This is a genomic window from Sphingopyxis witflariensis, assembly GCF_002205635.1.
Lineage (GTDB): Bacteria > Pseudomonadota > Alphaproteobacteria > Sphingomonadales > Sphingomonadaceae > Sphingopyxis > Sphingopyxis witflariensis.
This window is the reverse complement of the sequence record NZ_NISJ01000006.1, coordinates 41,877-58,856: the sequence shown is the minus strand read 5'-3', so window position 1 is coordinate 58,856 and position 16,980 is coordinate 41,877. Positions and strand designations below refer to the sequence as shown.

The 16,980-nt window shown below is 63.7% G+C and carries 16 protein-coding genes; 11 read left to right on the top strand and 5 right to left on the bottom strand.

What is annotated here, in order from left to right; genetic code table 11:
- Nucleotides 1-10: 10 nt before the first annotated feature.
- Both ggt and CDQ91_RS12160 read right to left on the bottom strand, forming a co-directional pair.
- Nucleotides 11-1,702, bottom strand: a complete 1,692-nt coding sequence (ggt, locus tag CDQ91_RS12165) for a gamma-glutamyltransferase (protein ID WP_088473007.1) — start codon at nucleotides 1,700-1,702, stop codon at nucleotides 11-13.
- A gap of 61 nt (nucleotides 1,703-1,763) precedes the next feature.
- Nucleotides 1,764-2,831: a quinone-dependent dihydroorotate dehydrogenase gene (locus CDQ91_RS12160; RefSeq protein ID WP_088473168.1), complete on the bottom strand. Its 1,068-nt coding sequence runs from the start codon at nucleotides 2,829-2,831 to the stop codon at nucleotides 1,764-1,766.
- Nucleotides 2,832-2,945: 114 nt separating this feature from the next.
- Here CDQ91_RS12160 and CDQ91_RS12155 point away from each other — a divergent pair, with 114 nt between their 5' ends.
- The 10 genes from CDQ91_RS12155 (at nucleotide 2,946) to CDQ91_RS12110 (ending at nucleotide 12,312) form a co-directional block, all read left to right on the top strand.
- On the top strand, nucleotides 2,946-4,712 hold the full coding sequence (locus CDQ91_RS12155; protein WP_237245977.1) for a DUF885 domain-containing protein: 1,767 nt from the start codon (nucleotides 2,946-2,948) through the stop codon (nucleotides 4,710-4,712).
- A gap of 101 nt (nucleotides 4,713-4,813) precedes the next feature.
- On the top strand, nucleotides 4,814-5,701 hold the full coding sequence (locus tag CDQ91_RS12150; protein ID WP_088473005.1) for an AraC family transcriptional regulator: 888 nt from the start codon (nucleotides 4,814-4,816) through the stop codon (nucleotides 5,699-5,701).
- A 287-nt stretch (nucleotides 5,702-5,988) separates the two neighbouring features.
- Nucleotides 5,989-6,498 (top strand): SUF system Fe-S cluster assembly regulator, encoded by a 510-nt coding sequence (locus tag CDQ91_RS12145; RefSeq protein ID WP_237245958.1) that lies wholly within the window; start codon nucleotides 5,989-5,991, stop codon nucleotides 6,496-6,498.
- Complete coding sequence (gene sufB, locus CDQ91_RS12140) at nucleotides 6,495-7,982, top strand: Fe-S cluster assembly protein SufB (RefSeq protein ID WP_088473004.1); 1,488 nt, start codon at nucleotides 6,495-6,497, stop codon at nucleotides 7,980-7,982. The genes CDQ91_RS12145 and sufB overlap by 4 nt, the downstream gene beginning before the upstream one ends.
- Nucleotides 7,982-8,431, top strand: coding sequence for a hypothetical protein (locus CDQ91_RS12135; RefSeq protein WP_088473003.1), 450 nt, complete (start codon nucleotides 7,982-7,984; stop codon nucleotides 8,429-8,431). Before sufB ends, CDQ91_RS12135 begins: the two co-directional genes overlap by 1 nt.
- A complete protein-coding gene (gene sufC / locus CDQ91_RS12130; RefSeq protein ID WP_088473002.1) occupies nucleotides 8,418-9,272 on the top strand; it encodes a Fe-S cluster assembly ATPase SufC in 855 nt (284 codons plus the stop codon). The genes CDQ91_RS12135 and sufC overlap by 14 nt, the downstream gene beginning before the upstream one ends.
- Before the next feature lie 106 nt (nucleotides 9,273-9,378).
- Nucleotides 9,379-10,110 (top strand): SufD family Fe-S cluster assembly protein, encoded by a 732-nt coding sequence (locus tag CDQ91_RS12125; RefSeq protein WP_088473001.1) that lies wholly within the window; start codon nucleotides 9,379-9,381, stop codon nucleotides 10,108-10,110.
- Nucleotides 10,111-10,148: 38 nt separating this feature from the next.
- Nucleotides 10,149-11,351 (top strand): aminotransferase class V-fold PLP-dependent enzyme, encoded by a 1,203-nt coding sequence (locus tag CDQ91_RS12120; protein WP_088473167.1) that lies wholly within the window; start codon nucleotides 10,149-10,151, stop codon nucleotides 11,349-11,351.
- Nucleotides 11,348-11,842, top strand: coding sequence for an SUF system Fe-S cluster assembly protein (locus CDQ91_RS12115; RefSeq protein WP_088473000.1), 495 nt, complete (start codon nucleotides 11,348-11,350; stop codon nucleotides 11,840-11,842). The genes CDQ91_RS12120 and CDQ91_RS12115 overlap by 4 nt, the downstream gene beginning before the upstream one ends.
- A 113-nt stretch (nucleotides 11,843-11,955) precedes the next feature.
- Nucleotides 11,956-12,312 carry a HesB/IscA family protein gene (locus tag CDQ91_RS12110; RefSeq protein ID WP_088472999.1) on the top strand — a complete coding sequence of 119 codons (357 nt, stop codon included), beginning with the start codon at nucleotides 11,956-11,958 and terminating at the stop codon, nucleotides 12,310-12,312.
- Here CDQ91_RS12110 and CDQ91_RS12105 read toward each other — a convergent pair whose 3' ends face one another.
- On the bottom strand, nucleotides 12,313-13,029 hold the full coding sequence (locus CDQ91_RS12105; RefSeq protein WP_088473166.1) for an extensin-like domain-containing protein: 717 nt from the start codon (nucleotides 13,027-13,029) through the stop codon (nucleotides 12,313-12,315). It lies immediately after the preceding gene.
- Nucleotides 13,030-13,130: 101 nt separating this feature from the next.
- On the bottom strand, nucleotides 13,131-14,522 hold the full coding sequence (locus CDQ91_RS12100) for a cytochrome P450 (RefSeq protein WP_088473165.1): 1,392 nt from the start codon (nucleotides 14,520-14,522) through the stop codon (nucleotides 13,131-13,133).
- Between the two features lie 170 nt (nucleotides 14,523-14,692).
- Here CDQ91_RS12100 and CDQ91_RS12095 point away from each other — a divergent pair, with 170 nt between their 5' ends.
- The gene (locus CDQ91_RS12095) at nucleotides 14,693-15,592 is read left to right on the top strand and encodes a hypothetical protein (protein ID WP_174688503.1); all 900 of its coding nucleotides are present in this window, start codon (nucleotides 14,693-14,695) and stop codon (nucleotides 15,590-15,592) included.
- A 39-nt stretch (nucleotides 15,593-15,631) separates the two neighbouring features.
- Here the strand turns inward: CDQ91_RS12095 and CDQ91_RS12090 are convergent, their stop codons facing one another.
- A complete protein-coding gene (locus tag CDQ91_RS12090) occupies nucleotides 15,632-16,963 on the bottom strand; it encodes a dicarboxylate/amino acid:cation symporter (RefSeq protein ID WP_088472998.1) in 1,332 nt (443 codons plus the stop codon).
- Nucleotides 16,964-16,980 lie beyond the last annotated feature (17 nt).

Below are 16,980 nucleotides of genomic sequence, written 5' to 3'. Positions count from 1 at the left end.
TGGTCGTATTCTAGCCCTGCGGCGGCGCGTCATCCACCGACGAAGTGCCGGGACCACGCGGATCGGCGGCGCCGTGCCACACATCGCCAACGCGTTGCGCGGCATTGAGCTTCGACCCGAGATCGGTGGGGTTAAACTCATAGCCAAAGGGCTTCATCTGTTCGGCGATCGCCTTGCCCATGTCGTTGCCCTCGATCAGCACGCCCGCCTGGCCGTAGAACAGGTTGGGGAGCGCGATCGCCTCCTCGGCACTCAGCCCCCAATCGAGCACGCCGACCAGCGTCTTGGTCACATGCATGATGATCCGCTTGCCGCCCGCCGAACCCACCGCGAGCACGACCTTGCCGTCGGGGCCATAGACGACCGTCGGCGACATCGACGACAGCGGCCGTTTGCCCGCTTCGACGCGGTTCGCAGCGGGCGCGCCGCCCTTTTCGGGGCTCAGGTCGAAATCGGTCATCTCGTTGTTGAGGAAATAGCCGTTGGCGATCAGGTTGCTGCCAAAGATGCTTTCGACCGTCGAGGTCATCGACGCGACGCTGCCCGCGCGGTCGACGACGACGAAATGGGTCGTGCCCTGCTCGGCGACCGGGCCCGATACCGTGCGCGGCTTCGCTCCCGGCGGATCGCCCGCGGGATAGCTTGTCGCACGGCCATAGGGCGAGATCAGCTGCCGCCGCTCGGCCAGATAGTTTTTGTCGAGCAGCCCCGTAACGGGCACATCGACGAAATCGCCGTCGCCGAGATATTTTTCGCGGTCGGCATAAGCAAGCTGCATCGCCTCCGACAGCAGGTGCCAGCTCATCGGATTGGCCTTGCCCATCGTCTTCATATCCCAGCCCTCGATCATGCCGAGAATACCGAAAACGGTCGTCGCGCCCGACGAGGGCGGCCCCATGCCGCACACCTTGTAAACGCGATAGGTTGCACAGACCGCCGGACGATCCTTCGCCTTGTACGAGGCAAGGTCCCTGGCGGTCAGTATCGCGGGGTTACGCTGCGCATTGGCCACGGCATCGCTGATCGCGCGCGCATTGGCGCCGGCATAAAAAGCGTCGGGTCCACGCGCCGCAATGTCGCGCAGCAGAGCGGCATAGGCCGGATTCTTGATCCGCGTGCCGACCGGTGCGGGCTTGCCGTCGACATAATAAATTGCGCGCGCTTCCGGGAAATCTTTCCACTGGGTCTGGAAGCGATCGAGCCAATTGTAGAGCGCCGGGGTCACTTGATACCCCTCTTCCGCCAGCTTGATCGCGGGTTGAAACAGCGCCTTCCATTCGAGCTTGCCCCAGCGCTTGTGCGCCATTTCCATCAACCGCACATTGCCCGGCACGCCGACCGACAGCCCGCCCGGTATCACGTCCGAATAGGGACGCGGCTTGCCATCGGGAGCGAGAAAGCGGCCGGGCTTCGCCGCAGCGGGCGCCATTTCGCGCCCGTCGATCGTCCCGATGCTATCGTCGCCTGCGTTGTGATAAACTAGGAAACCGCCGCCTCCGACCCCGCTCGATTGCGGTTCGACGAGCGTCAGCATGGCAACCATCGCGATCGCAGCGTCGGCGGCCGTGCCACCCGCGTGCAAAATCTGACGCCCCGCCTCGGTCGCGCGCGGATCGGCAGACGAGGTCACGCCCTGCGCCGCGGCAAGCGACGGGAGGGTCAGGGTAAGGAGGGTTGCGAGAGGGAGGAATCTTTTCAACATGCGGTGACTTTGGCGCGCGCCTCAGGTCAACGCAAGCCTTGTTCCCCAGAGCAAAAATGGCTTATCGCGTCCCCACGGCGTCGGCCACCCGCGCGAAGCCATCGCGCACCGCAAGCTTTTCCAGCCCGCGCGCGATCCGCGCAGCAAGCCCCGGCCCCGCAAAGACCATCGCCGAATAGATTTGCACCAGACTGGCGCCAGCAAGAATACGGTCCCACGCCTGTTCGGCCGAGGCGATCCCGCCTGCGGCCACCAGCGGCACCTGGCCACCACTGGCGACGTGAAAGTCCCTCACCCGCTGCAACGCGAGGTCGGCGAGCGGGGCGCCCGACAGCCCGCCGGCCTCATCGGCATGGCGCGAGGCCAGCGCGGGGCGCGTGATCGTGGTGTTCGATACGATAACCGCAGCCAGTCCCTTGTCGATCGCCACCGCGACAATATCGTCGATATCGGCGGGCTCGAGATCGGGTGCGACCTTCAGGAACACGGGCTTGGCCGCGCCTGCGGGCTGCGCCGCCGCCACACCGTCGAGCAGCGCCTCCAGCGCGCCCTTGTCCTGCAAGGCGCGGAGCCCCGGGGTGTTGGGCGAGCTGATATTGACGGTCAGATAATCGGCGAGCGGCGCCATCGCCGCCGTACCCTTGGCATAGTCGGCGATGCGGTCGGCGCTGTCCTTGTTCGCGCCGATATTGATGCCAAGCGGCACCGCGAGCCCGCAGCCGCGCAGCCGCGCGATCCGGTCGGCCGCCGCAGCCTGTCCGCCATTGTTAAAGCCCATGCGGTTGATCACCGCACCATCCTCGACCAGCCGGAACAGCCGTGGGCGCGGATTGCCTTCCTGCGGCAGCGGGGTGAGCGTGCCGACCTCGACAAAGCCGAAACCGAAATGCGGCATCACATGCGCGACGCGGGCATCCTTGTCGAAACCGGGGGCAAGCCCGACCGGGTTGGGAAAGGCGATCCCGGCCAGCTCGGTCGCCAGCACCGGGCTGGTCAGCGCGCGGTGGGCGCGCGGCAACGGCTGCAAGGCGCTGATCGTCAGATTATGCGCCGCCTCGCCATCGGTGGCGTGGACGAGCGGGCGGACGAGCGCATAGGCGGCATCGGTAGCGGAAGCAAAGAAGGACATGCCCCGCCCTTGCGCGTGCGACGGCGCGATGGCAAGCCCCCTGCATATCGGAAAAACCGGGAGAAAATCGTGTCGCATCGCCGCCTTGTCACTGCCATGTCCGCCAGCATGCTGATGCTCGTCGCCGCAGGCTGTTCGGTGGCCCCCGACGTCGCCACGCCCGCCACCATCGTAGCGCCCGCCGAGCCGCCGGCAGGCGCCAATCTCGCGCAATATTTCGAATATTACGACAAGGCGCAATTGTCGCTGTCGCCGCAGGGCAAGGCCTATCGCGGGATTCGCGACGGCGATTACGGTCGCTGGGACGATGTCAGCGACGAGGCCGAAGTTGCGAGCCACAAGCTGCAACAGGCGACCGCCGCGGCGATGCGCAGCAGCTTCGACCCCGCCGCTCTATCCGCCGACGACGCGCTGTCGTTCGAACTGTTCGGCGCGCAGGCCGAGCGCGCAGAGCGCCTGTTTCCTTTCCGCAGCCATGGCTATCTCTTCGACCAGATGAACGGCGCGCAGAGCCAGCTCCCCGCCTTTCTGATCAATATCCATCGCGTATCGAATGTCGCGGAGGTCGAGGCCTATATCGAGCGCATCCGCGGCATTGGCCCGCTTCTCGATACGCTGACGGCGCAGTCGGCGGAGCGCGCGGCGGCGGGTATTCAGCCGCCCAAATGGGTCTATGCCTATGTGATTTCGGATATCGAAAATATCCGCAAACCCGGCAATGCGGTGATCGAGGATTTCACCGCCAAGGTCGATAAACTCGATATCGCCGCCACAGAAAAGGCGCGTCTTGGCGGCAGCGCGAGCGCGGCATGGGCCGGAAGCGCGGGCCCCGCCTATGACCGGCTGCTGGACGAAATGAAGCGCCAGCAAGCGAGCGCGCCGACACAGGACGGCATCTGGCGCCTGCCCGACGGCAATGCCTATTATGAGGCGCTGCTGGCGAACTACACTACGACCGACATGACCGCGGCGCAGATTCACGACCTCGGCCTGTCCGAAGTCGCGCGCATCCATGGCGAGATGAAGGCGATCATGGCGAAGGTCGGTTTCAAGGGCACGCTGCCGCAATTTTTCGACCATCTGCGCACCAGTCCGCAATATTATTACACATCGCGCGAAGCCTATCTGGCCGAGGTCGATGCCAAGACCAAAGCGATGGAGGCGCGGCTCCCGGCCTTTTTCAACACGCTGCCGAAAGCGCCGCTGGTGGTGAAGGCGGTCGAGGCGTTCCGCGAGAAATCGGCAGGCAAGGCCTTTTACTCCTCCCCCTCCCCCGACGGGTCGCGGCCGGGCACCTATTATGTGAATCTCTATGACCTCAAGGATATGCCGAAGACCGAGCTGGAGGCGCTCGCCTATCATGAAGGCGTGCCGGGGCATCATCTTCAACGCGCGGTGCAGACCGAACTGAGCGGCCTGCCGCCGTTCCGCCGCTTTGGCGGCTTCACCGCCTATACCGAAGGCTGGGGCCTTTATTCGGAAGAACTCGCCAGGGACATGGGCTTTTATACCGATCCCTATAGCGATTTCGGGCGGCTGGGGATGGAGCTGTGGCGCGCCGCGCGGCTGGTCGTCGACACGGGCATTCACGACAAGCGCTGGAGCCGCGAGCAGGCGATCGCCTATCTGAAGGCGAATACGCCCAACCCCGATGGCGACATCGAAAAGGGGATCGAGCGCTATATCGTCTATCCGGGACAGGCGACCGCCTATCTGATCGGCAAGCTGAAAATCATGGAGTTGCGGTCGCGCGCGCAGGCAAAGCTTGGCGGACGCTACGACATTCGCGCCTTCCACGACGTCGTGCTCAAATCGGGACCGGTGCCGCTTAACATATTGGAACAGCAGGTGGACGCCTGGATTGCTGCTCAGGGGGGATAATCGTCACAAAATTTGACGCTTGACGCGCTGCCTCAAAAGGCAAAAGGATTTGCGCGGGTTAATATAAGGCAGCGCCAAAAGCTGCCGGGGTCGGTCTCGTCATGTCGGAAACAACAGTCTTGCCAGCGGGCGCGGACGGTGATGCGCCGTTCGATCTGCAATATTTTCCGCCCGATCCCGATCTGGCGGAGCTGGTCTCGAGCTTTTATTTCGCGCGCGTCAACATGCCGCGATTCGACGAATTTGAACGCGCCGACCGTCCGCAATTCCGCTTCGTGACCGCCGCCGACGGCGAATATGTCTTCGCCGACGGCCACCGCGCGCCGGTTTGCAAAGCCAATATCGTCGGGCCCACCAGCGGCCCGGTCCGCGCGATCAGCCATTGCCCGACCCGCATGTTCGGTTTTGGCATGCTCCCCGCCGGCTGGGCGGCGCTGATGGACGCCGATGCCGAAAAGCTGACCAATCGGGCGATGGACGCAGCGGATCGCTTCGGGCCGTGGATGGACGAGGTTGCTGCGGCGCTGGAGAGTGCCGCCAATGCCGAGGAGCGGCTGGTTATCGGCAATAATTTCGCGCGCGAGGTGCTGACGCGAAACGAGCCCGCGCCCTTGTGGTTCATCCGCACCGTAGACGAATGGTTGACGGCATCGGCCTCGCCGCAGGTTCCCGAGCTGGTCGAGGCGACCGGCATGTCGATCCGCTCGGTCGAGCGGATGACCAAACGCTATTATGGGCTGTCGCCGCGGATGCTGGCGCGCAAATATCGGGCCGTGCGTGCGGCGTCGGCGCTGGCGCGCGGCGAAGCGCTCGACACCACCCAACTAGGCGATGCCTTTTACGACCAGTCGCACCTGATCCGCGAGATCAAGCAATTCGCTGGCGCGACTCCGGGGCAACTCTCGCGGCCGTCGCCCTATACCGAGGCGACGACGCAGGGCCGCAAACAGCTGGCCGGCAAGGTCAGTCCGATGGTGTCCGAGACTTAAGCGCGAAATTAGCCAATGATTATCGCGCGCCATCACCTTTTGGCGTTTCCATCCAATCGCGAATCGCGGGCCGGGCATATTTGACCCCTGCGACCCAGAAGAGCTCATCCTCCTGACGAGGACCGAGACCTTCATCTTGGCACTCATTTGGCTTTGGCCGGATGGGTGCCTTTTTTTTCTTGAGCGCCGTTTAGCCCCCCTTGGTTGCACCGCGCAAAAGCTTCGCCTATATAAGTGGAGTGATTTACTCCAGTTAAGAATCGTTCGCAACTGCGACGGAAAAAAATATGCGCCTGTCCAACCTTGCCGATTATGCCGTGGTGCTGATGAGTGCCGCCGCCCGCCAGTGCGGGTCGGTACCGATTCACGCCGCGATGCTGGCCGAACAGACGGGCATCCCCGGGCCGACCGCGCAAAAGCTGGTGAGCGGCCTCGCCCGTGCCGGACTGCTCGTCGCGTCGCGCGGCAGCGGCGGCGGGGTGCGGCTCGCGCGGCCCGCGGCGGCGATCAGCGTTGCCGATATTATCGAGGCGGTCGAAGGACCGATCGCGCTGACCGCCTGCGTTGCCGAAGGACGGCATGATTGTTCGCTCGAGGGCAGCTGCAAGGTGCAGCCGCATTGGGACGTCGTGAACGGCGCGGTGCGCGGTGCGTTGCAAGAAATTAGTTTGGCGAGCCTTACGGTCGCCCCCGCCAAATCAAACCCGTTCGTGTCGAGCGAAGTCGAGACACCCCTCGACAATGCACGCACGAAGGGCCTCTCGACTTCGCTCGAGGCGAACGGAATTTTGCAATGACAGACAGCACCGAACTCCCCGTCAAAGATCAGGCCGCGCATGACGCCGCGGCGAAGGTCGCCGATTATGAACATGGCTGGTCGGCCGACATCGAGACCGACTTCGCGCCCAAGGGGCTGACCGAGGATACGGTCCGCTTTATTTCGGCCAAGAAGAACGAGCCCGAATGGATGCTCGACTGGCGGCTGAAGGCGTTCCGCCACTGGCAGACGATGGAGACGCCCGACTGGGCCAAGCTCAACGTGCCGCCGATCGACTATCAGGACGCTTATTATTATGCGGCGCCGAAGCCGAAGCCCAAGCTCGGCAGCCTCGATGAGGTCGATCCCGAAATCCTCGAGGTTTACAAGAAACTCGGCATCCCGATCGAGGAGCAGAAAGTGCTCGCGGGGGTCGAGGGCGCACGCAAGGTCGCGGTCGACGCGGTGTTCGACAGCGTCAGCGTCGCGACGACCTTCCGCGAGGAATTGAAGCGCGCGGGCGTGATCTTCCTGTCGATTTCGGAAGCCATCCGCGAATATCCCGAGCTGGTGAAAAAGTGGCTCGGCAAGGTCGTGCCGATGCACGACAATTATTTCGCGACATTGAACTGCGCGGTCTTCTCGGACGGGACGTTTGTTTATGTGCCCGAGGGCGTGCGCTGCCCGATGGAGCTCAGCACCTATTTCCGCATCAATGCGGAGAATACGGGGCAGTTCGAGCGGACTTTGATCATCGCCGACAAGGGCGCTTATGTGTCCTACCTCGAAGGCTGCACCGCGCCGATGCGCGACGAAAATCAGCTCCACGCTGCGGTGGTCGAACTGGTGACGCTCGACGATGCCGAGATCAAATATTCGACGGTGCAAAACTGGTATCCTGGCAATGCCGAGGGGCTGGGCGGCATCTATAATTTCGTGACCAAGCGCGCGCTGTGTCAGGGCAAGCGCAGCAAGGTGTCGTGGACGCAGGTCGAAACCGGCAGTGCGGTCACCTGGAAATATCCGAGCTGCGTGCTCAACGGCGACGACAGCGTCGGCGAATTTTATTCGGTCGCGGTCACCAACAATTACCAGCAGGCCGACACCGGCACCAAGATGATCCACAATGGCAAGCGCACGCGCTCGACCATCGTTTCGAAGGGCATCAGCGCGGGCAAGTCGAACAACACCTATCGCGGGATTGTGCGGGTGGCGCCTAATGCCGAGGGGGTGCGCAACTTCACCCAGTGCGACAGCTTGCTTCTTGGATCGCTCAGTGGCGCACACACCGTGCCATATATAGAGGTCCGCAACCCGACCGCGACCGTCGAGCATGAAGCGACGACGAGCAAGATCAGCGACGATCAGCTGTTTTACGCGATGCAGCGCGGGCTGGGGCAGGAAGAAGCGGTGGCGCTGATCGTAAATGGCTTCGCCAAGGAAGTGCTGCAGCAGCTGCCGATGGAGTTTGCGGTCGAGGCGCAGAAGTTGCTCGGGATCAGCCTTGAGGGGAGCGTGGGGTAATGCTGGGACTTATCGCCGTCGCTCTTACCGGCTCAACTGCGGCCACGGACTCACAATTGCCGTTGAACAAGCTGGTTTCGATTGTTGAACCTTATCTTGATTGCCGCGCAGAAACAGATCGCAAAATCATAGCGTTGCAACAGAAGCTGCGCGCCAAGTCAGCAGAATCCGCAGCTTTCGACCTATATTCGGATGCCAGCTATCAAGAGTTAAACCAAGCCGACCTGCAAGCCCGACAGAGTTGCGATTTGCAAAAGTATGTCGCGCTGATGTCTGCGGCTTGGGGAAATTCCAAGGCTTACGGTGAATGGCAGCGCAACAAGCTCGCTGAGTTTTTCATCGATGACGTCGTGCGAGCGCAATGGACGGCTCTGAGCTTTCGGACGGAAACCTATGAGTTTCCCAAACCCATTGTGAACGGGATAGTAGAATCAAATGCTCAAAATTGAAAACCTCCACGCCACCGTCGCCGACAAGCCGATCCTGAAGGGGCTGTCGCTCAGCATCAATGCGGGCGAAATCCATGCGATCATGGGGCCCAATGGCGCGGGCAAGTCGACTTTGTCCTATGTGCTCGGCGGGCGGCCGGGTTATGAGGTCACCGAGGGTTCGGTGATGTTCACCCCCTCCCCTCGTCATGCCGGACTTGATCCGGTATCCACTGCTGCGGCGCCGGAATGGACCCCGGATCAAGTCCGGGGTGACGAAGGTGGAATGCGTAATGACGAAGGTGGGGAGGTCGACCTGCTCGCCCTCGACCCGCACGAACGCGCCGCCGCCGGCCTATTCCTGGGCTTCCAATATCCGGTCGAAATCCCCGGCGTGTCGAACGTCCAGTTCCTGCGCGAGGCGCTCAATGCCCAACGCAAGGCGCGTGGGCAGGAACCGCTGTCGGGCGGCGAGTTCCTGAAGGTGGCGCGCGAGAAGGCGGCGCTGCTCAAGATGGACATGGACATGCTCAAGCGCCCCGTGAACGTCGGCTTTTCGGGCGGAGAGAAAAAGCGCAACGAGATGGTCCAGATGGGCATCCTCGACCCGAAGCTCGCGATCCTCGACGAGACCGACAGCGGCCTCGACATCGACGCGCTGCGCACCGTCGGCGACGGGATTAATTCGATCATGCGGCAGCCCGACAAGGCGGTGCTGCTGATTACGCATTACCAGCGCCTGCTCGATTATGTGCAGCCCGACTTCGTCCACGTTCTGGCGGCGGGCCGGATCGTGAAGTCGGGTGGGCCCGAGCTGGCGCGTGAGCTGGAAGCGCATGGTTATGCGGAGATTGCGGCGTGAGCATTCACCGCCATCACTTCCATCGTCATGCCGGACTTGATCCGGCATCGATGACCGCATGGACCCCGGATCAAGTCCGGGGTGACGAAGTGGGGGAGATTGCGGCGTGACCACCGCCCCCCTCCCCTCGCGCCGCGACGAAGCTTGGCGTTACTCCGACATTGAAGCGGTTGCTGCGGCGTGGCCGTTGCCTGCGCCCGAGAGCATCATCGTGCCCGCTGGCGGCTCATTCGCCCGCGCGATCGTGCAGGACGTCGGCGGCATTCGTCAGATCGAGCTGGTGCTCGGCAAGGGCGCGGTGGCTTCGCTGCATGTGCTGAACATCGGCGGCGCCTATGGCCGCATCGAACTCGCCGTGACGCTGCACGAAGGCGCCGACTTCACCCTCGGCGCGGCGCAGATCGGCGGCGGCGAGCAGAATCTCGAGATCGTCACGACGGTCACCCACGCCGAACCCGGCGCGACGTCGCGGCAGGTTGTGCGGTCGGTGCTCGGCGGCACCGCGACCGGCACCTATCTCGGCAAGGTCGCGGTCGCACGCGATGCGCAGCAGACCGACAGCGCGCAGGATGTGAAGGCGATGCTGTTGAACCGCAGCGCGACCGCCAATGCCAAGCCCGAGCTGGAAATCTTCGCCGACGATGTGAAATGCGCGCATGGCTGCGCGATCGGTGAACTCGACGCCATGGCGCTTTATTATCTGCAGTCGCGTGGGCTTCCGCCGGGCGAGGCGAAGAAGCTGATGTTGCAGGCGTTTGTTGCGGGCGTGTTTGACGGTGCCGAGGATGAGGCGCGGTTGCAGGAATTGGCGCTGGCGAAGCTGGGGGAGTTGGTGTGACCAACCTCTCCTCCCCGTTCGCATCAAGCGAAGTCGAGATGCCCATCGATAGTGCGCGCCTTCGGGGTGTCTCGACTTCGCTCGACACGAACGGGATCAGGGGACAGTTTCCGGGCCTTGCGGGCGACTGGCACTATCTCGATACCGCCGCCACCGCGCAAAAGCCGCAAGCCGTCATCGACGCGACCGTCAACGCGATGGGCCGCGATTATGCGACGGTGCATCGCGGCGTCTATGCGCGTTCGGCCGATATGACGCTGGCCTATGAAGCCGCGCGGCGGCGGATTGCGGGCTTTATCGGCGCGCGCGAGAATGAGATCGCGTTCGTGCGCGGCGCGACCGAGGCAATCAATCTTGTCGCTTACTCGCACCCGAAGAAGGGCCGCGTGCTGTTGTCGATGCTCGAGCATCACAGCAATATCGTGCCCTGGCAGCTTGCGGGCTGGCAGGTTGATGTGTGCCCGCTGACCGCCGACGGATGCATCGATCTCGACGCCGCCGAAAAGCTGCTGACCCCCGAACATAATATGGTTGCCTTCGCACATGTGTCGAACGTGCTCGGCAGCCCGCTCGACGTCGCGCGCGCGGCGGAACTTGCGCACCGCGTCGGCGCTGAACTGCTGATCGACGGTTGCCAGGCGGTGCCGCGCCTGCCGGTCGATGTCGCGGCCTTGGGCTGCGACTATTATGTTTTTTCGGGCCACAAGCTTTATGGTCCGACGGGCATCGGCGTGCTGTGGAGCGACAAGCTCGATACGCTGCCGCCGTGGCAGGGCGGTGGGTCGATGATCGACCGCGTGACCTTTGCGAAGACGACTTATGCCCCCGCCCCGACGCGTTTCGAGGCGGGGACCCCCGCGATTATCGAGGCAATCGGGCTGGCGGCTGCGGTCGAATATGTCGAGGCGATCGGCGTCGACGCGATCCATGCGCATGAGGTTGGGCTGGTCGGTACACTACGCGAGGCATTGGCGCGCAAGAACAGCATCACGCTCTTCGGTCCCGAAAACAGCGCGGGAATCGTAAGCTTTTCGATGGCGGGGGTGCATCCGCACGACATCGGCACTATCTTGGATGAAAGCGGGGTCGCGATCCGCGCCGGGCACCATTGCGCACAGCCGCTGATGGAGCATCTGGGTGTCCCCGCGACCGCGCGCGCGAGTTTTGGCGTTTACAGCAATGACGACGATGTCGCGGCCCTGATCGAGGGGCTGTCGCGCGTCGAGAGGATTTTCGGATGAGCGAGGACCGCATGAGTGAGACCGGGATTCGGGTCGAGGAAGTGAACAGCGTCGAGGCCCCGCCAAAGGCGCGCGTCGCGGACGTGGAAACTGCGCCAGAAACGTTGGGCGCAAAATTGGAGCGCAAGCGCGACTATCTGGAAGGCTTTCTGGCCGCCAAGCCCGCTGCGGCCGATCCGCACAGCGTCGGCGGCGACCTGTACGAGGCCGTCATCAACGCGCTGAAGGATATTTTCGACCCGGAAATTCCGGTGAATATCTATGACCTTGGCCTGATCTATAATGTCGAGATCAACGACGGCCATGCGCTTGTGACGATGACGCTGACGACGCCGCACTGCCCGGTCGCGGAATCGATGCCCGCCGAAGTCGAGCTGCGCGTCGGCGCGGTTCCGGGGGTTGGCGATGCCGAGGTGAATCTGGTCTGGGATCCGCCGTGGTCGCCCGAGAATATGAGCGACGAAGCGCGGCTTGAGCTGGGGATGCTTTAAGAGTCCCCCTCCCGCTTGCGGGAGGGGCCAGGGGTGGGCGCGGGCCGAACCATCCCTATATTAGACAGGCCCACCCCCGACCCCTCCCGCAAGCGGGAGGAGGGAGATTTGGAATGACCGAGACGAAAACCCGCACCCGCCCCGCCGCAGTCACGCTGACGCCCAATGCCGAGGCGCGCGTCACTGCGCTGATGGCGGCCGCGCCCGAGGGTGCGATCGGCGTGCGCCTGTCCACCCCGCGCCGCGGCTGTTCGGGGCTTGCCTATTCGGTCGACTATGTCACCGAAGAGCAGAAGTTCGACGAGAAGATCGAGACCCCCGGCGGGGTGTTCTACATCGACGGCGCGTCGGTGCTGTATCTGATCGGCAGCGTGATGGACTGGGTCGAGGATGATTTCGCCGCCGGTTTCGTCTTCGAGAATCCCAACGCCAAGGGCGCGTGCGGTTGCGGCGAGAGCTTTACCGTCTAATCAGTGACAGACCGTCCAGCCCGCGGTCCGCACCGCCATGTCGAGGTGAAAATGATCGGCGTGGGCGGCGTTATAATCGGGTGACAGCGTCGTACTGAACAGGCCGCACGCCCCGTCGCGGACGGCGTGCAGAAACGCCCCGCGCGCGCCAATATCATTCCAGTCATTGCGCACCGAGATGCGCGAGCCGTCGGCCAGAACAAAGGCCGAAATGTCGATGGCATTGGCGGTCGAATGTTGGCTCTGCGCTTGCTCCCCCGCAATCTTGCGGCAATTATAGCTGCCGAGATTTTCCACCAGCACGACCTTTTGCCCGAGATGACGCTCGGCAAGCGGCTGTACCGCGTCGCGGGTCCACAGGGCCATCGCGGCGGTGACCGCGCATCCGGGCGCCGCGCCCGCGGGCGCCATGGTGGGAACGAATTTATTGCCGGTCAGCAGCATCCGCTGGCTGGCGCGGCACGTCCCCTCGCCCACCACCGGGCGGCGTAGATAGCCGGCGTCGGCGCGATCGAACGCCGCGAAGCAGGCGGCATCATCGCCGGCCAGCGCGGCGAGCTTGCGGTGCGTCGCCCAACCCTGCGGTTGCGCAAGCTCGAAACGTGCGCCGGGCCAATGCTGGGGATGGTCGCGCACCCATAGCATCGCATAGACGGCGGCAAAGCTCAGCAGCAGCGCGGCGGCGAACCACAGTAAATAGGGACGGAGACTTTTCATATCCGCCATCGCCTGCCGCAATTTCGCGCCGGTTGAAAGCCCCCCGTGCCGTTCAATCAGGATTGAGCGCGGGCGACAGGGGCAGGCGCTGTTTTATCGCCCTACAGCGGAACGAAACTCACCGTCAGCCCGTCCTTGGGCCGCGGGATCGGCAGGATCAGCCACTGGGGATCATAGCCCTCCGCGACAACGATGCGGTGCGTCGTAATCACATGGTGGAAGAAGATTTTCGCCTGCATATAGGCGAAATGCAGCCCCAGACACATGTGGGCGCCGCCGCCGAAGGGCACCCAGGCATATTTGTGCCGCGCGCGCGCGACCTCGGGAGAAAAGCGCATCGGGTCGAAGATTTCGGGCTCGGGCCAATGCTCTTCCATCATATGGGTAAAGCCGGGGCTGACCCCGACGATCGTGCCGGCGGGAATGCGATAGCCGCCAAATTCGAAATCCTTGAGCGCGCGGCGCGGGAAGCTCGGCACGGGCGGGACCAGCCGCAGCGCCTCCTTGAACGCCCATTCGGTCAGCTCGAGCTCGCCGAGGCTGTTGTGCCCGACGCCCTCGCCCGCCGGCGAAACAGCCAGCATCTCCTCGCGCAGCTTGTCCTGCCATTCGGGATGTTTCGCGAGTTGCCAGACGAGCGTGGTGACCGAGCTGGTGATCGTGTCGTGCGCCGCCATCATCAGGAAGTTCATATGGTCGACGATGGCGCCGACGCTCAGATGCTCGCCATTATCGTCGCGAGCGCGGCATATCTGGCTGAAAATATCCTCGCCTTCGCCCTCGCGCCGCTCCGGAACCATGCGGGCGAAATATTCGACCAGATAGGCGCGCCCCTTCGCGCCGCGGCCCATTGCGGTGAAGGGCAAGGGCACGCGGACGATACCGATCGATGCCTGCACCATGTCGACGAAGGCCTTGTTCACCTTGTCCGCCTCGGGCCCGAAGGGGATGCCGAGGAAGCTGGTCGCGGCGAGGTCGAGCGTCAGTTTCTTGATCGCCGGATAGAATTTGAAGGTCTTGCCGCTCCACTGGCCGATGCGGTCCTTGATCCCCGCGTTCAGCGAATCGGCATAATGGCGCATCGGTTCGGGCTTGAACGCGACCGACAGGACCTTGCGGTCGGCGCGATGCTTTTCGAAATCCATCAGCATCAGCCCGCGCGGGAAGAGCAGATTGAGCACCGGCCCCCAGCCCTGTTCGGACGAGAAAATCTTGTCGCGGTCGAACATCACCAGTTCGTTCGCGTCGGGCCCGTACATTCCGACGCTGCGACCGCCCATGCTGTGATTGCGAAAGACATGGCCATATTTGGCGACCATGCGGCGCGAGAAGGCCGGATAATCACCCAATTGTTCCAGTGTGTTGCCGATCACCGGATAGCCATCCTCGCCCGGAATATGATCGAGCGCCGAATTGGGATTGAGCGGCAGCCAATGCCGGGTGTCGGGGCCGAAGCGCGCTTCGGAAAAGGCAATCTTTGCAGGAGCGTTCATCGCGGCCAATCCTCTTGTTCTTTGCGTTGGCCGTGAGCGTATCGAACTACTGACAGCGATGCAAGTAAGCCTTATTCCACATCGCCGCACCATTCACCGCAAATTCAACTCGACTCGGGCAATTTCACCGCATGATAGGCGGTCTGCTCCCGGACCCGTTTTAGGAGGGCATGATGCCCAAGAGTTTCAAACGTCCCCTTTCCATCGCGCTTGGTGTGCTGGCGACGACGGCGCTTGGCGGCTGTTACTATGGCGGCGTCAATGGCGCGAGCTATGCGTCGGCGGGCGGACGCTGCGCCGATTCCTATTATGATTATGACCCTTATGCCTATGACGATGGCTATGGCTACGACTGCTACGACGGGTCCGATTATGGCAGCGGTTTCGTCCAGATCGGCTTTGGCGGCGGCTGGTACGATGATTATTATTACCCCGGTTACGGGACGTGGATGTTCGACCGCTATCGCAACCGCTATCCGCTGCGCGACCAGTATCTGAACTATTGGGGTGGCCGCCGCGCCTGGTGGAAACATCATGGCCATAGCGGCAACCGCCCCGGCAATGGGCGTCCCGATTATGACCGTCCGGGTCGGCCCGGACACGGCGGCGTCGGCCGCCCCCCGGTCCCCGGTCAGCCGAGCGTTCGCCCGGACCGGCCCAATCGCCCCGGCGCCGGAAATCCCGGCGGCGGCTGGCGTCCGCCCGTCACCGGTCAGCCCGGTACACGCCCCGATCGGCCGCATCGCCCCGGCGGACGCCCACCGGTCACCGGAAATCCCGACAATGGCTGGCAGCCGCCCGTCGCCGGCCAGCCCGGTGCGCGGCCCGATCGGCCCCACCGCCCGGGTGGCGGTCGCCCGCCCGTTGCCGGAACTCCGGGTGGCGCTCGCCCGCCCGTCACCAGCCAGCCCGGTGTGCGCCCCGACCGCCCCACTCGTCCGTCGATTGTGCGTCCCGGACGCGGCGATGGTGCCACCGCGACCCCGCGCCCGGCCCCCGAGGCGCGCCCGGACCGGCCGATGCCGCGTTCGACCGAAAGCAGGCGTCCCGGTCGGGCTCGCAATGATTGAAAGGTGACGGCTTCGGGCTGAATCGCTCGCCAGAGCGCTTCAGCCCGAAGCGGCCTCTGTCGCCGGCTCATCTGTGACGCCGGCCGACACCACCGTCGCGGCGACCAGATCTCCGATAACGTTCAGCACCGTGCGGCACATATCGAGGAAACGGTCGACACCCAGCACCAGCCCGATGCCTTCGGGTGGCACGCCGACCGATCCGAGAATCAGCGCGATCACCGGCAGCGAGCCTGCGGGTACGCCGGCGGTGCCGATGCCGCCAAGGATACACACAAGCATCACGAAAATCTGCTGCGTCAGCGTCAGTTCGATGCCGAAGAATTGCGCGAGGAAGATCACCGTCACCCCCTCGAACATCGCGGTGCCATTCTGGTTCGCGGTGGCGCCGATGGTGAGCACAAAGCGCGCGACGCGATCGGGCAGCCGCAGTTGGTCATGCGCGACGCGCAGCGAGGTCGGCAGCGTCGCGTTCGACGATGCCGTGGCAAAGGCCATGACAAAGGCCTCCTGCGTCTCGCGGAAGAAGGCGACCGGTGACTTTTTCGCCAGCGTCTTGAGGATGATCGGAAAGACCACGAACATCTGCAAGCCCAGCGCGAGCAGCACGACCGCAACATAGGCCGACAGGCGGATGATCAAATCCCATCCGAATTGCGCCGCGAGGTTGAACATGAAACAGAAGATCGCGATCGGCGCGAGCTGGATGACGAGGCCGATCAGCTTCATTGCGACCTCAAACACACCCTCGACCACCGATTTCAGCGCGACGGTTTGCGGCGTCTGGACGAGCATCAGCCCGATGCCGAAGAAGAGCGCGAAGAACATGACCGCGAGCACGTCATTCTCGCTCATCGCGCTGAAGACATTATTGGGGACGATCGCGACGAGCGCGTCCATGCCGGTCTTCGCCTCACCTGCCCGTTCGGTGATCGCCTTTGCGCCCTCGGCCCCCTGCGCGATCAGCGTGCGCGCGAGCGCAGGATCGACCCCGGCGCCCGGCTGGAGCAGATTGACGACCAACAGGCTGACCGCGACCGCGATCGACGACACGACGACGGTATAGACGAGCGTGCGCAGCCCCACCGTCTTGAGCGCCCGCATCTCGCCCATTTCGGCAACCCCGACGATCAACGCCGAAACGAGCAGCGGGATGACGAGCATGAATAGCAGGCGCAGGAAAATCTGGCCGACCGGGCCGGTGACATAGGTGGTGACGTTTTCCACCCACAGCGCGTCGGCGGCGCCATAATGCACAGCCAGACCGGCGATCAGTCCACCGAGAAAGCCGATGAGCATCCGCCATTGCAGGCGCTTGGCACGCGCATCCTCACCGCCCGCAATCGGCGTTATCATGCTCGCTTCGGCCATGGCACAGCTCCCTTGCT

Excerpts from the sequence above, each read along its gene's own strand:
- ggt (WP_088473007.1), bottom strand. The coding sequence starts at position 1,702 with ATGTTGAAAAGATTCCTCCCTCTCGCAACCCTCCTTACCCTGACCCTC.
- CDQ91_RS12160 (WP_088473168.1), bottom strand. The coding sequence starts at position 2,831 with ATGTCCTTCTTTGCTTCCGCTACCGATGCCGCCTATGCGCTCGTCCGC.
- CDQ91_RS12155 (WP_237245977.1), top strand. The coding sequence starts at position 2,946 with ATGCTCGTCGCCGCAGGCTGTTCGGTGGCCCCCGACGTCGCCACGCCC.
- CDQ91_RS12150 (WP_088473005.1), top strand. The coding sequence starts at position 4,814 with ATGTCGGAAACAACAGTCTTGCCAGCGGGCGCGGACGGTGATGCGCCG.
- CDQ91_RS12145 (WP_237245958.1), top strand. The coding sequence starts at position 5,989 with ATGCGCCTGTCCAACCTTGCCGATTATGCCGTGGTGCTGATGAGTGCC.
- sufB (WP_088473004.1), top strand. The coding sequence starts at position 6,495 with ATGACAGACAGCACCGAACTCCCCGTCAAAGATCAGGCCGCGCATGAC.
- CDQ91_RS12135 (WP_088473003.1), top strand. The coding sequence starts at position 7,982 with ATGCTGGGACTTATCGCCGTCGCTCTTACCGGCTCAACTGCGGCCACG.
- sufC (WP_088473002.1), top strand. The coding sequence starts at position 8,418 with ATGCTCAAAATTGAAAACCTCCACGCCACCGTCGCCGACAAGCCGATC.
- CDQ91_RS12120 (WP_088473167.1), top strand. The coding sequence starts at position 10,149 with ATGCCCATCGATAGTGCGCGCCTTCGGGGTGTCTCGACTTCGCTCGAC.
- CDQ91_RS12115 (WP_088473000.1), top strand. The coding sequence starts at position 11,348 with ATGAGCGAGGACCGCATGAGTGAGACCGGGATTCGGGTCGAGGAAGTG.
- CDQ91_RS12110 (WP_088472999.1), top strand. The coding sequence starts at position 11,956 with ATGACCGAGACGAAAACCCGCACCCGCCCCGCCGCAGTCACGCTGACG.
- CDQ91_RS12105 (WP_088473166.1), bottom strand. The coding sequence starts at position 13,029 with ATGAAAAGTCTCCGTCCCTATTTACTGTGGTTCGCCGCCGCGCTGCTG.
- CDQ91_RS12100 (WP_088473165.1), bottom strand. The coding sequence starts at position 14,522 with ATGAACGCTCCTGCAAAGATTGCCTTTTCCGAAGCGCGCTTCGGCCCC.
- CDQ91_RS12095 (WP_174688503.1), top strand. The coding sequence starts at position 14,693 with ATGATGCCCAAGAGTTTCAAACGTCCCCTTTCCATCGCGCTTGGTGTG.
- CDQ91_RS12090 (WP_088472998.1), bottom strand. The coding sequence starts at position 16,963 with ATGGCCGAAGCGAGCATGATAACGCCGATTGCGGGCGGTGAGGATGCG.